This is a genomic window from Lagierella sp. (genome assembly GCF_029983815.1).
Classification (GTDB): Bacteria; Bacillota; Clostridia; order Tissierellales; family Peptoniphilaceae; genus Mediannikoviicoccus.
In genome coordinates, this window is the sequence record NZ_JASBYU010000020.1 from 1 (window position 1) to 14713 (window position 14713).

Genomic DNA, 14713 nt, shown 5'->3' on the forward strand with positions numbered 1-14713 from the left:
GGATACCGCCGTGAAAGGGCGATGTCTTAACCGCTTGACCATAGGGCCAAATAACTTCAAATAGTGATTTGGTATATTTATATGATTTAGTACGTATAATGTAGCGGGTTACCGCTTTCTAGACCTAACTTACCGAACGTGGTGAGGTTTAGTAGGTCTGATGCAACCTGTTTCCCAAGAGGCGCTAGCCGATTGGCTGAAACAGTCTGCTGACCATAGGGCCTTATTGAGATGTGAGATGTTAGATGTGGGATGTGAGAATTGTTTTACATACTCTATCTTACTTTCTAAAATCTCCACATTATTTTTCTCTAATGTAAATTTATAAAAATATTAACTTCATTTTTACTTATAAATCTTTACATCGTCTTTTCACTTCTGCTAAGCAACGCTTTGTTGCTCTCTTGATGTGACTAGTATATTATAGCTTATGTGAAATATAATGTCAAATCTTTTTTCATATTTTTTACATTCACCGTCTGCTCTTCAATGACGTCTCTTTTTGACGTCGAATAACATTGTAATATAATTAAAAAAATTTTTCAAGCTTTTTTTTAAAAAAAGGTGAAGTTTTTTCTTCACCTTTTAATTTCTTATTCACATTTTGTTCATTTACTGGGATTCTAGTGGTATAAAAGAAAATTTATTTACATCAAATAACCCCATGTCCGTTATTTTTAATTCTGGAATTACAGGTAGAGACATAAAACACAATGTCATAATGGGATCTATATTTGAATTTACACCAAGTTTTTTTATTGCAGTGTTATGAACTTCTATTAACTTATTATTTACTTCCTCTATTGACCTATCACTCATAATTCCACCAATCGGTAGTTCCATTTGTCCTACTATTTTTTCATGGTCAACTAAGGCCACACCTCCATTTTGCTCAATGACCTGTTTGACTGCAACCTCCATGTCTCTATTATTTGTACCTGCTACGATGATATTATGGGAGTCATGGGCTATTGAAATCGCAACAGCTCCTCTTTTTATACCATAGCCTTTTATTAAACCTACAGCTACATTTCCCGTTCCCCTATGTCGTTCTACAACTCCAATTTTCACAATATCTTTCTCAGGATTATATTTGAAATCACCATTCTTATCGATTTCCACTTTTTCTACGACTTTTTTAGTTACAACCCCTCCTGGAACAATTTCTATAAGGTTAACCAAACCATTTTTCAAATTTAATTTTAGTTTATCAACACTAAAATCTTTTACATTAAAGGAATTTGCAACTTTATCTATTGCCACTTTTTCGACAGGGAAGAGATATTTCCCATTTTCCGAAACTTTTTCTCCTTTAATGAAGGTCATTGCAACTTCAAACTTTTCTAAATCTTTAAATATAGTGATATCCGCTCTCTTGCCTGGTGCAATTGCTCCCCTATCACTTAACCCATAACAAATTGAAGGATTTAAAGTGCCAATTCTAATTGCCCTAATAGCAGACAAACCCTTCTTAACGGCAATTCGTAAGTGATTATCTATATGACCCTGTTTTAAGATGGTTTCAGGTTGTCTATCATCAGAGCAGAACATACATCTATGATAGTTTTCATCATCCACCCCTTCAATTAACCTCTCCAAGTCATGGCAGGCAGAACCATGCCTTAGTTGGATGAACATTCCTTTTGAAATCTTCTCTTTCATCTCTTCAATGGTCATACATTCGTGATCCGTCACAATTCCTGCACCAACATAGGCATTCAAATCTATGCCCATAAGTCCAGGACAATGACCATCTATGATTTTTTTATTTTGTATTGCAACATTTATCTTATCAATGCAATTTCTGTCGCCATTAATGACTCCAGGAAAATTCATAAACTCACCAAGACCAATAACTTCTTCCATGGCCATATGATCCTTCATGTCTGAAGCTTCTACAACAGAACCTGCATTTTCAAAGGGAGTCGCCGGCACGCAGGATGGTAAAACATATTTAATATCCATCTTCGTATTCTTAGAAGCCTCAATCATGTAGTCAAGACCCGTTAATCCACATACATTAACTATTTCATGAGGGTCGGCAATTATTGTTGTAGTTCCAAAATTAGGCAATAGAGAGCCTAACTCTTCCGGAGTCAAATATGAAGATTCAATGTGAATATGGCCATCTATAAGCCCTGGAGAGACGTACATGCCTTTCAAATCTATTTCAACTTCTCCCAGGTAGTTTCCCCAACCTACAATCAAGCCTTTATAAATAGCCAAATCTTCCTGGATTATTCTTCCAGAATACACATCAATAACTTTTCCGTTCTTTAAGACTAAATCGGCCTTTTTCCTTTTCATTGCAACATCAATAAAATCCTTATCCATCAATCAAACCCCCATATATTTTTCAAGTCATCTTAATTATATCCCGATTTTACCTTGAACACCAAAGTTAATTCCTATGACTAAAACTTTTAACATTTTACTTGATCATGAAATTAGCAAATTTTACTTAAATTTTGAAAAATAAAAAAAGCATTTACCAAACATCCACATAAGGATAATTGATAAATGCTTGCTTTGGCAGGGACAGGAGGATTTGAACCCCCGACATTTGGTTTTGGAGACCAACGCTCTACCAGCTGAACTATGCCCCTTCGAACAAAATAGATTATACTATAGCAAAAAACTTATGTCAAATAGATTTCATCTTTATTTTACAAAATCATAAATCAATCTTCCCCGCCATGGTAAATCCAGAGTATTTTCACCCTTTTGCACCATAAAAAAAGACGAAGGTTTTACACTTTCCTTCGCCCTTTTATCTTATTTTCTTAATAGTACTATAGAGATTTATTTACTTAGAATCCCATTCCGCCACCAGGCATTGCAGGAGGCATAGCAGGTTCATCTTCTTCTATATCGGCAACTGCAGCTTCTGTAGTCAATAACATAGCAGCAACAGATGCAGCATTTTGTAATGCAGATCTAGTTACCTTAGCAGGATCCACAATACCAGCTTCAATCATATTTACATATTTTTGTTCATATGCATCAAATCCGATACCCTTTTCTTCAGATTTAATCTTTTCTACTATTACAGAACCTTCAAGACCAGCATTTTCCGCAATTTGTTTTACAGGTTCTTCTAAAGCTTTAAGGATTATACCAACACCTGTCTTTTCGTCCCCTTCAACTTCTTCAAGAAGAGCAGATATCTTTTCTAATGTGTTGATATATGCAGTACCACCACCGGATACAATTCCTTCCTCTACAGCAGCTCTTGTAGCAGCTAGAGCGTCTTCTAATCTTAACTTTCTTTCCTTTAATTCAGTTTCTGTAGCCGCACCTACTTGAATTACAGCAACACCGCCAGAAAGCTTAGCTAGTCTTTCTTGTAATTTATCTCTATCAAATTCAGAATCTGTGTTTTCCAATTGTTTTTTAATCATGCTTACTCTGTCGGCAATAGCATCTTCAGAGCCTGCTCCATCAACGATTACAGTGTTTTCCTTAGAAACATTAACCTTTCTTGCAGTACCAAGGTCATTTAATGTCACATCAGACAATTCTCTTCCTAAATCGTCAGATATAACTTCAGTATTGGTTAAAATTGCAATATCCTTTAACATTTCCTTTCTTCTGTCGCCAAATCCTGGAGCCTTAACAGCAACAACATTGAAAGTTCCTCTAAGCTTATTGATTACCAAAGTAGAAAGAGCTTCACCTTCAACATCTTCAGCAACGATAAATAGAGGTTTTCCAGACTTTACAACCTCTTCAAGAACAGGTAAAATATCTTGAATATTTGAAATCTTCTTGTCAGTTACAAGAATAAATGGATCTTCTAAATTAGCTTCCATCTTGTCTGGATCAGTCATCATATAAGGAGATAGATATCCTCTATCAAATTGCATACCTTCAACAACTTCTAAAGTGGTTCCAATACTATTGGATTCTTCAACGGTAATAACCCCGTCCTTACCAACCTTTTCCATTGCTTCAGAAATCATTTGACCAACTTGTTCATCAGCCGCTGAAATTGAACCAACTTGAGCAATGGACTCAGAAGTTTCAACAGGAATAGAAATATTCTTAATCTCTTCAACAGCCACATCTACAGCCTTTCTAATACCCTTTTGAATAACCATTGGGTTAGCACCAGCTGCTAGATTTTTAACACCTTCTCTTATTATAGCTTGTGCAAGAAGAGTCGCGGTAGTAGTACCGTCTCCAGCAATATCATTTGTCTTAGTAGCAACTTCTCTCACAAGTTGAGCTCCCATATTTTCAAATCTGTCTTCTAGCTCTATTTCCCTTGCAATAGTAACACCATCATTAGTTATAAGTGGTGAACCAAATTTTTTATCTAAAACAACATTTCTACCCTTAGGTCCTAAAGTTACCTTAACAGTATCAGAAAGTTTATTAACGCCTTTTATAAGTCCTTCTCTTGCATCAATTGCAAATTTTATTTCCTTAGCCATAATTCCTCCTCTTAACCTTCAACTATTGCTAAAACATCTTCAAGTTTTACAACGATATACTCTTCAGAATCAAGTTTAACTTCTGTTCCAGCATACTTAGAGTATATTACTTTACTTCCTACTTCTATATTCAAATTATCTTTTTCTAATAATTTGTCAGAAATTGCAACCACTTCTGCAACTTGTGGTTTTTCTTGAGCAGAACTAGGTAGTACAATACCTGAAGCAGTCTTATCTTCAACTTCTAACATCTTTACAACTAGTCTTTTTCCAATTGGTTTAAGATTCATAATATCCTCCTAAAAATATATTTATCACTCTATGCCTTAGAGTGCTAATAGTTACATTATTATGATAATACAAATTTTTGTTTTTTGCAAGCAAATCCAAAATTTTAAGCCAAAGTTTTTCTTAATTTTATCCCAATTTGGTATAATCTAAATAAGGAGGTCACTATGGTTAAAACTAAAGAGATATCACAAGTTAAGTTGGAAGTTTTAAACTCCCTTACCCATGGAATCGGAATAATATTAGGAGTAATCTTTTTATTAATGCTCCTACTTCCAAGCATAAGACAGGGAAATGTATCCAAAATCGTTGCTTTTTCCATATATGGAGGCTGTTTTATACTACTATTTTTCTCAAGTACCCTATACCACTCACTAAGTCTTACAAAGGCTAAGTCAATTTTAAGAGTTTTAGACCACTCTTCTATCTATCTATTCATAGCCGGATCCTACATGCCGATTATATTATTGGTCTTAAAGGGTAAATTCAAAATTGCGGCCCTTGTAATAATATCGGCCCTTGCAATTAGCGGAGTGGTTTATAAGATACTAAGCTATGGAAAATATGACAAATACAAAAGATTTTCCACCTTATTATATATACTGATGGGCTGGCTTGCCCTATTTTTAATAAGACCAATTATAAAAGAGGTTTCTATCTACTTCTTCCTAATAATTTTACTAGGAGGAATTATATACAGCGGCGGAACCTACTTTTATAAACAAAATAAGAGATATTCCCATGTAATATGGCATCTCTTTGTGCTGGCTGCAGCAGTGACACAATTTCTAGCAATCTACTTTTTCATACTTTAAAAAGCCAAAACGCCCTCGTATTCATTAAAATAACGAGGGCGTTATATTATATAGAATTTTTTAAGCATTCAGTCTTGAATAAGAAAAATAACTTTATCTATCTACTGGTACTTTTACTGAAAAACAAAATAGTTCTGCGCTCGATTGAAAAAGCGCAATATTAGATATGTAATTAATTAAAAATTACATAATACAAAATTACCAAGCAGTTTGTGAAGTTCATAAAACTTTGAATAATACTATTAAAAGGTCGGAGGAAAGCCATAAACTTTCATCCCCCTTACCTCTTTATCAACTCTTCTAATTCTTCTTTTTCTACAATTCTAATATTCAACTCTCTTGCCTTATCAAATTTTGACCCTGGATTTTCTCCCACAATTACCATATCCGTATTTTTAGAAACAGAAGACGAAGTCTTAGCTCCCATGGATTTAAAAATCGACTCCAAATCCTTTCTGCTATAGTCTTCAAAGGATCCAGTTATAACAATTCTTTTATCTTTAAATTTTTGAGGGATATCTTCTTCCACTTTTCGTCCTTGAATCTTAACTCCCTCTTCAAATAACCTATCGATTCCTTCACTTACCCTACTATCGTGGAAAAATTCTACAATGGACTTTGCTGTGATATGACCAATGTCCGATACATTCACTAGCTCTTCGACAGTTGCATGTCTCAAAAGATTAAAAGTCTTAAACTCTTCTGCCAAATCCTCCGCCGTTTTAATTCCCACATTAGGTATCCCAATAGCATATATAAAGTTATGCAAATTGACCTTTTTACTTTTTTCAATAGCATCAAGTAGGTTATTTACTTTTTTATCCTTAAAGCCAGGAAGTTTATATAAATCCTCTGGCTTTAAACTATATATCTGTGAAACTTCATGAACATCCAGTATATCAAGCATCTTTTCAATGGTCTTTTCGCTTAACCCCTCTATATTCATGGCGTCTCTTGAAGCAAAGTGCACAAGTCTTGATACAAGTTGAGGTTCACAGTTCATAGAATTAGGGCAAAAATAGTGCACGCCATCCCTTATAAGGGGAGTAGTACAATAAGGACACCTTTCAGGCATTTCAATTTCCTTAGAGTCTGGATAATCCTCAATTTTTCCCAAAATTTCAGGAATTACATCATTGGATCTCCTTATAAGCACCCTAGAATTTATCTTTACCTGTTTTCTATTGATATCGTCCATATTATTTAAAGTGGCTCTACTAACCAGTACATCCCCAATTTCTACAGGATCTAGCAAAGCTGTTGGAGTCACTTTCCCAGACCTTCCAACATTCCACTCCACATCCCTAATGATAGTACTATATTCCTCAGGTTCAAACTTATAAGCTATGGCCCATCTAGGAAATTTATTGGTATATCCCAAAGCTTCCCTAGTCTTCATATCGTTTATTTTGATAACAGCCCCATCAGTTAAAATATCTATCTCTTTTCTATAGACTTCAACATAGCCTATTATCTCTTCCAGTTCATCAAGGTTATGAGCTTTCTTTAAAAAAGGATGCACCTTAAATCTATTTTCCTTTAGAAACTCTACAATTTCCTCTTGACTTTCAAAACTTTTACCTTCAATATATCCTACATTATAAAAATATGCAGTAAGCCTTCTCTTCCTAGTCTCCTTAGGATTTAAATTTCTTAGTGCACCGGCAGCAGCATTTCTTGCATTCTTTAATGGAGGGGTATATAACTTATTATATTCCTCTAGGGAGGACAAAGGCATAAGCCCCTCTCCCTGCACTTCAATTTTTCCCTTATATGGAATATTAAAGGGGATAGAAGGTATGGTCATCACCTGTGCCAAAATGTCCTCTCCGACAATTCCGTTACCCCTAGTTGAAGCCATAACAAGCCTTCCGCCGTCATAGGTTAAGTTGATGGTAAGTCCATCAAACTTAAGTTCCACCAAAAACTCCAACCTAGGTAAATTGACAGAACTTCCCTTCACAAGCCTTTCAGCCCTTTTCTCCCAGTCTCGAACCTTCTGCATATTTTGAGCCTTGTCTAAACTATATAGAGGAGCAATGTGGGTATGTTTGTTAAACCCTTCTAGAAGGTCTCCACCAACCCTCTGAGTTGGAGATTCCGGCAATACCCTTCCCGTCTCCTGCTCAAGTTTAACCAGTTCATCATATAGCTTGTCATATTCAGCATCGGAAACTATCGGTTCGTCTAAAGTGTAATAGTGATAATTTAAGTCATTTAATTGTAATACTAATTCATCTATTCTTTTACTCTTATCCATTTAACAACTCCAGTGGCGCTAAATTCTTATTCAATCTCTTTATACCCTTGTTATCAAAAGTTATTATCAACTCGTCGCCGTCATTTTTTTCAGTGATGGAGACAATTGTGCCAACCCCAAATATCTTATGTTTAACCTTGTTCCCAATTTGTAACTGAATGCCTTCCAAAGTCTTCTTATTAGAAACAGGCTTTTTAAAACTCTCCCTTAGGTCCTTTGCCATGGTTTCTGCAGAAGAAGCAAAACTCTCCCTAAAATTATCCGTATATTGATATGAAGCTGACTTTTCTTCCTCCAAAGCATCTCCCATCTCTTCAATAAATCGAGAAGGTTTATGCATTACATACTTTCCAAAAACCCTTCTACTACTACAGGAAGTTAAGTACAGCTTCTCCTCCGCCCTGGTCAAAGCGACATAACAAAGCCTTCTTTCCTCTTCCAGTCTATCCTCTTCAATACTTCTTTCAGAAGGAAAAAGCCCCTCCTCAAGTCCTGTCAAGAAAACCACCTTATACTCCAAGCCCTTAGCAGCATGAATGGTCATAAGGCTAACTCCAGTAGAAGAATCGTCGGTTTTGTCCACATCGGATAGCAAAGTAACCGTAGCCAAATAATCTTCCAATGAAGGATTATCAGCGGATGCCTCATAGTCTGTAATAGATGAAATAAAGGCAGAGAGGTTTTCAATTCTGGTCTTGTCTTCCCTGAGTTTTGAATCTTCCAACATCTTTAAATATCCAGACCTATCCAATACATGATTTACAAAGTCAGTTACAGACATATCCTCCATAGCCTTCTTAGTATTTTCCATCATATAAGTAAATTCTAGTAACTTTGACTTGGTCCTTCCCGTAATTCCATCGATGGCGGTTTCAGAAATTATCCTGTATATAGAAGTGTTTCTAGATAGGGCCAAGTTGGACAATTTATCCAAGGTAGTATCTCCAATTCCCCTACGAGGTAGGTTTATAATCCTTTTTAACGCCACATCATCATCGGGATTTACAAATATCTTCAAATAGGCGATTAAATCCTTAATTTCCCTTCTATCGTAGAATTTAAGTCCACCAACCACTCTGTAGTTGATGCCTTCCCTCATCAAAGCCTCTTCAAAAGCTCGAGACTGAGCGTTAGTCCTATATAAAATCGCCATATCTTCAAACTTGTAGCCCTTATACTTCAAATGTTCAATAGTATTGGTGACTTCCACAGCCTCTTCCGAATCAGAATCCAGCTCTTTATATAAAACCCGTTCCCCACTTTCATTGTCGGTCCAAAGGTTTTTGTCCTTACGCTCGAAGTTGTTTTTAATAACCTTATTTGCTACATGGAGAATATTTTTTGTAGAACGGTAATTTTGCTCCAATAAAATAATCTTAGCTTCTTTAAAGTCCTTCTCGAAGTTTAATATATTTGAAATATCAGCCCCTCTCCAACCATAAATAGATTGATCCGCATCTCCAACAGCACAGATATTGCCATAGCCCTTAGAGAAATACTTTATAAGTTCATACTGAGGTTTGTTGGTGTCTTGGTATTCGTCCACAAATACATACTTGAATTTTCTTTCATACTTTGATCTAATATCTTCATTCTCCCTAAATAGAACTAAAGTTTTTAAAATCAAATCATCAAAATCCAAGGAATTATAAAGCTTTTTCTTTCTTTCATATTCTTCATAGACTTCTCCAAATATTTTGTAAATTGGATGATAACCATATATATCATCCAAATACTCCTTGCCTTCACCAAGGTTTTTAGCTTCAGAAATGGCATTTAAACATGCAGATATTGGAAAATCCTTTGTTCCAATCCCTTTTTCCTTCAAAATTTCCTTGATTAAGGACTGTTGGTCTGCCCTATCATAAATAGTAAAGTTGTTGGTGTAACCCAAAGCTGAAATTTCTCTTCTTAAAATTCTCACACAGATGGAATGAAAAGTTCCTATCCACATGGATGAAACATCATCCTTTAAAATTTTTTCAACCCTAGTTTTCATTTCAGCCGCAGCTTTATTTGTAAATGTAAAGGCCAGTACTTCCCACCTTTCACATAAGCCTTCATTTAGAATATGGGCAATTCTAGTTGTTAAAACCCTAGTCTTTCCACTACCTGCCCCTGCAAGAATTAGTAACGGTCCCTGTGTAGTGACAACCGCTTCTCTTTGTTTGTCGTTAAGACCCTTTATAAGTTCATTCATTAAATTTCTCCTATCAAAAAAGGTCCATAACATGATATTTCATATTCCAGACCTTCTATTTTTATATATACATAACTTCTCTCTTTTCACTATTATACCACAGGTTAGGATATTGAAAATCAAGCACCAAAAAAGGGACTGGATACAAATCTCCAACCCCTTTCATCTACTTCATTAAAGTAAAATATAAAATCACAATTATTCCAAGAACTATCCTATACCACCCAAATACTTTAAAATCGTGTTTTTTAACATAGGATAACAGGAATTTAATTGTCAAAACCGATATTATAAAAGAAACAGCCGATGACAATAGCAATATGAATAGTTCATAGGACGTAAAGCTTAATCCAAATTTTAAAAGTTTCAAAAAACTTGCCCCAAACATAACAGGAATAGCCAAGTAAAATGTAAATTCCGCCGCTACAGTTCTAGTTAAACCAAGTAAAATACCCCCTAAAATAGTAGAACCCGACCTAGAAACCCCTGGAAATATACCGGACACAAGTTGAAATATACCAATAATAAATGCAGTTTTATAGGTAATGTCCTTTACATCCCTCACATTAAAAATCCTGTTTTTATTTCTATTTTCAACAACTATAAACAAAATACCCACAATGATAAGAGCAAAAGCTATTGGTATAGGCTTGTGGAAAAGCTCTTCAAACACATCGTCAAAGGGTATAATAAGTGCAGCAGGAATGCAGGCAACTATTATTTTCCCCCATAAATTAAATTTCTCTCCATTTGCAACAAGTTTACCACCACTTGTTTCAAAAGGGAAAATATCCTTCCAAAATATGACCACAACCGCTAAAATTGCACCTAGCTGAATCACAATTTTAAACATGGACATAAAAGAAGAAGAAACATTGAGTTTCAAAAATTCATCCACTAAAATAATATGGCCTGTGGAGGAAATAGGTAGCCACTCTGTTATCCCCTCTACAATTCCTAAAATTATCGCTTTTAATATCTCTAACATAATTCACCTCGGTGAATATATTATACAAATAATCAAAAAAGCTGTCTAATTTAATTCCTCCTTTAAGGAGAAAAATCCATTTTAAATATTACAAAATTATTAAAATATTGATTTATTCAAGGAATTGGATTATATTATTCCACAGTAGAAAGGAGCAAAAGATGAATCGAAGAAGAAAATTAAGACTAGTAAAAATTATTACACTGATAATTCTAGCCATTCTAATCTTTTTTGCAGGAATGAATAAAATGAAGTCCGACTTAACACCAAAGATAAGTTCCGACTTAATAGTAAATAGATTAGAAGAAGCAAAAGAACTGACTACATTGAAATACCACTACACAAATATGGGACAGTTTGAAAATCAAAACGACTTTTACGGTTGGAAAGTTCCCTTCACCACAAAGAGCTTTATCGTTTCCTACGACGGAATTATAAACGCAGGAGTGGATTTAAAGGATGCCAATGTTGAAATAAAGGACAAAAAAATTGAAATCAACCTTTCAAACTCTAAAATACTATCCCATGAAATAGACGAAAATTCATTACAGATCTTTTTAGAAAAAGACTCTATCTTCAATCCACTAAAAATAGAAGATTACAACACTTTTTCAAAGGACCAAAAAGAAACAGTAGAGAAGAAAGCCATTAAAAAAGGCCTACTGGCAGAAGCTAATGAAAAATCTATAAAAGCAATTCAAGAACTATTAAAACTTGACGAAAGATTAAAAGACTACACAATAGAAATAAAATTTAACTAGTAAAGAATAGAATAACGAATAGACACCCAAGGCTACAACTTAAAGCCTTGGGTTTTATTTTACCATTTTAATTTTCTAATAATAAATTGTTGTGTTTTTGTATTACTTGTATTATAATAAGTAATACAAGGAGGCGCTTATGATTATTTCAATTGATACCGCCAGCGACACCCCTATCTATCAGCAAGTTCGTGACGAGATCATTAAGCTTATCGGTACAAAAGAGCTTAAAAGCGGCGATGAACTTCCCACAGTTCGTGGACTTGCCGAAGATCTGGGAATCAATCCAATGACGATACAAAAAACCTACAACATCCTAAAAAATGAAGGTTTTGTAGAAATCGATCGCCGGATTGGTGTTAAAGTAGCAGGTTTAAAAAACTTAAAAGACGATAATTTTGAAGAAAACTTAAAGAAGATTCTTCTTGAGGGAAAAGCCCGAGGCTATTCCCAGGAAGAACTAATTTCGGAGGTGAAAAATCTTGATATTTGATATTATTCTAATAGCCTGTGTCATCATAACCATATTGCTTGGCAATATGCAAGTAAACTATGTTACAAAATATAAAAAGGGATATATATTGGCAACATCCGTACCCTATAATTTTCAAAATGAAGAGCCAGTGAAGAAGATAATAGACCAATTAAAAAAATATAAATCCCTTTTAATAAAAGTGTTCCTAGTTTTGCCATTTCTTATACTTATCACAAAGACAGAACTAATAAAGATGCTAATCTTTGTCTTTTGCATCATGGTCTATGCCATACTTATAAACATCCTCATATATAAAAGTATGTATGACCTAAGAAAGTACAAAAAGATGATGAAAGTAGGAAGTTCCTTAAAATACGCAGACTTAAATGCAAATGTGGAGATTAGAAAGAAGAGTCCAAAGAAAATCCTATATATCTTGCCTTTTATATTGCTACTTCCAGGATTATTCTTCTTGGAATTTAAAACAAATACTTCTACAATGACTTTAATTACAGGTTTTCTCATGAATCTAGTCATAGTCTATTTTGCAAAGATAACGATAGATGAACCCAATATCATCTACTCAAGGGACAGTAAGAAAAATATTGAAATAAATATGAAGAACAAAGTAAGATTCGGAAAGATTATACTGTACTTTGCTACATTACTATCACTGATTATATTGGTCAGCATCTACATCACCTATAAAGATCCCTTCAATTTCTATCCACTAATCATCTACACAGTGGCAATGACCTTAGGACTTATAATGATAGTTTTAAAGATGTATCACAGTCCAAAGGATGATGAAATAAATTTAAATGTAGAGGAAGAGGACCATTATGATATCTTTGGCTATAAAAATGAAAATGACCCAAGACTCTTTGTTCCATCAAAAATAAATATTGGAAACATGGAAGTAAATAGAGCAAGACCAGCAGGAAAAGTAATATTGGGGATAATGATAGCCCTTATAATAGGAGCAATTGCAGCAGTACCCTTTGTCCTATCCCCTACAACATATCATTACCATATAGACAAAGATAAAATATCAATTTCCTCAAAGATCTACAAAGATACAATAGAGCTAAAAGACATAAAGGAAATAAAATTATTAGACGAGTTTCCAAAAGGAGATGTAATAAGAACCAACGGAACCTCCCTTACAAACCAAAACTATGGAAACTTTTCAATTGCAGAAATAGGAAACGTCCGCCTATATCAATACAAATCCTCAAAAAAAGTAATACAGATAAAAGCAGACAAAACCTACCTATTTAACGAAGAAACAGACGAAAAAACAGAAGAATTGTTTAACGAAATAAAAATAAAAATTACCAAGCACTCATACATGAGTGCTCGGCTGCAAGCAGTTTTTCAAAGTTTATAAAACTTTAAACAACACTATTAAAAGGTTGAAGGAAAGCAAAACGGCTTTCCTTTTAACTAATTTGCTGCTTTAACTTCTGCCCAAATCTCTGAATACTGTTTATTAAAATCGGCAGGGTTTTTAAATACTTCTAAGTTATTGTACTTACTTAAATCTGGATAAGCCACTTCTTTAAAATCCAAGGACTCATCTAATAGCTTCACCGCTTCTGTATTAGGTGTAGAATATCCTACATAGTCTGCTATCTTTGCAGCATTTTCTGGTCTTAATATAAAGTCCATAAACTTATATGCGTTTTCTACATTTTTTGCATCCTTTGGAATTACCATGGAGTCAAACCAAATGTTGGAACCTTCCTTCGGAATCACATATGCCAAGTTTTCATTTTCACTCATTGCAGCTACCGCATCTCCAGAGTAGGCTGGCGCAAGAGCCGCCTCTTCATTGACCATTTGACCCTTCATTTCATCAACTAAGTAGGCTTTAACTAATGGCTTTTGTGAAATTAGTTCTTTCTTCGCCTTATTTAACTCATCCATATTTCTAGAATTCATAGAATATCCATTTTTTATAAGGGCTATACCAATAGAATCCCTAGTTGAATCCATCATTATAATCTCATCTTTATATTTTTCATCCCAAAGTATATTCCAGGAGTCGGGAGCGTCTTTAACCATTTCCTTATTGTACAAAATGCCTACAGTTCCCCAAAAATATGGCACAGAAAACTTTTGTTCCGGATCATATTCCTTATTTAAATACTCCTTACCAATGTTCTTGAAGTTTTCAAGTTTAGTCATATCAATTTCTTGAATCATATCTTCAGAAATCATTCTTTCAATCATATAATCAGAAGGAATCACCAAGTCATAATTAGACCCACCTTCCTTGATTCTCATATACATATCCTCATTTTGAGTAAAAGTTTCATAGATTACCTTGATTCCAGTTTCCTTTTCGAAATCTTTCAATACAGACTCATCAATGTACTCTCCCCAATTATAGACATATAGCTTTTCACCAGAAGCATTGTCCTTGCCACAGGAAGCAAGTAAAAACACAGATAGGATCATCAAAATCCCAATGGTAATTTTTTTCAT

11 protein-coding genes and 1 tRNA gene are annotated in these 14713 nt (G+C 34.5%); 4 read left to right on the forward strand and 8 right to left on the reverse strand.

Going from position 1 to position 14713, the window contains the following annotated elements; genetic code table 11:
* Positions 1–612: 612 nt before the first annotated feature.
* From ade to Q1K37_RS07320, 4 genes are all read right to left on the reverse strand, one after another.
* A complete protein-coding gene (ade, locus tag Q1K37_RS07305) occupies positions 613–2334 on the reverse strand; it encodes an adenine deaminase (protein WP_300410912.1) in 1722 nt (573 codons plus the stop codon).
* 196 nt (positions 2335–2530) lie between these two features.
* Positions 2531–2606: transfer RNA gene (locus Q1K37_RS07310), tRNA-Trp, on the reverse strand.
* A gap of 204 nt (positions 2607–2810) precedes the next feature.
* Positions 2811–4436, reverse strand: coding sequence for a chaperonin GroEL (gene groL / locus Q1K37_RS07315; protein ID WP_300410913.1), 1626 nt, complete (start codon positions 4434–4436; stop codon positions 2811–2813).
* Positions 4437–4447: 11 nt separating this feature from the next.
* The gene (locus Q1K37_RS07320) at positions 4448–4726 is read right to left on the reverse strand and encodes a co-chaperone GroES (protein ID WP_300410915.1); all 279 of its coding nucleotides are present in this window, start codon (positions 4724–4726) and stop codon (positions 4448–4450) included.
* A 165-nt stretch (positions 4727–4891) separates the two neighbouring features.
* Between Q1K37_RS07320 and Q1K37_RS07325 the strand changes: the two genes are divergently transcribed.
* Positions 4892–5539, forward strand: coding sequence for a hemolysin III family protein (locus Q1K37_RS07325; protein ID WP_300410916.1), 648 nt, complete (start codon positions 4892–4894; stop codon positions 5537–5539).
* A 280-nt stretch (positions 5540–5819) separates the two neighbouring features.
* Here the strand turns inward: Q1K37_RS07325 and ligA are convergent, their stop codons facing one another.
* The 3 genes from ligA to Q1K37_RS07340 form a co-directional block, all read right to left on the reverse strand.
* Entirely contained in the window at positions 5820–7799 is a 1980-nt protein-coding gene (gene ligA, locus Q1K37_RS07330) for an NAD-dependent DNA ligase LigA (RefSeq protein ID WP_300410918.1), read from the reverse strand.
* Positions 7792–9999, reverse strand: a complete 2208-nt coding sequence (locus tag Q1K37_RS07335) for a UvrD-helicase domain-containing protein (RefSeq protein WP_300410919.1) — start codon at positions 9997–9999, stop codon at positions 7792–7794. Before Q1K37_RS07335 ends, ligA begins: the two co-directional genes overlap by 8 nt.
* 166 nt (positions 10000–10165) lie before the next feature.
* The gene (locus Q1K37_RS07340) at positions 10166–10987 is read right to left on the reverse strand and encodes an undecaprenyl-diphosphate phosphatase (protein ID WP_300410921.1); all 822 of its coding nucleotides are present in this window, start codon (positions 10985–10987) and stop codon (positions 10166–10168) included.
* A gap of 161 nt (positions 10988–11148) precedes the next feature.
* On the opposite strand from Q1K37_RS07340, the gene Q1K37_RS07345 reads away from it, so the two are divergent.
* From Q1K37_RS07345 to Q1K37_RS07355, 3 genes are all read left to right on the forward strand, one after another.
* Entirely contained in the window at positions 11149–11748 is a 600-nt protein-coding gene (locus tag Q1K37_RS07345) for a DUF4230 domain-containing protein (protein WP_300410923.1), read from the forward strand.
* Positions 11749–11887: 139 nt separating this feature from the next.
* Positions 11888–12241, forward strand: a complete 354-nt coding sequence (locus Q1K37_RS07350) for a GntR family transcriptional regulator (protein ID WP_300410925.1) — start codon at positions 11888–11890, stop codon at positions 12239–12241.
* On the forward strand, positions 12231–13613 hold the full coding sequence (locus Q1K37_RS07355) for a PH domain-containing protein (RefSeq protein ID WP_300410927.1): 1383 nt from the start codon (positions 12231–12233) through the stop codon (positions 13611–13613). The genes Q1K37_RS07350 and Q1K37_RS07355 overlap by 11 nt, the downstream gene beginning before the upstream one ends.
* Positions 13614–13669: 56 nt before the next feature.
* Here the strand turns inward: Q1K37_RS07355 and Q1K37_RS07360 are convergent, their stop codons facing one another.
* Positions 13670–14713: a spermidine/putrescine ABC transporter substrate-binding protein gene (locus Q1K37_RS07360; protein ID WP_300410929.1), complete on the reverse strand. Its 1044-nt coding sequence runs from the start codon at positions 14711–14713 to the stop codon at positions 13670–13672.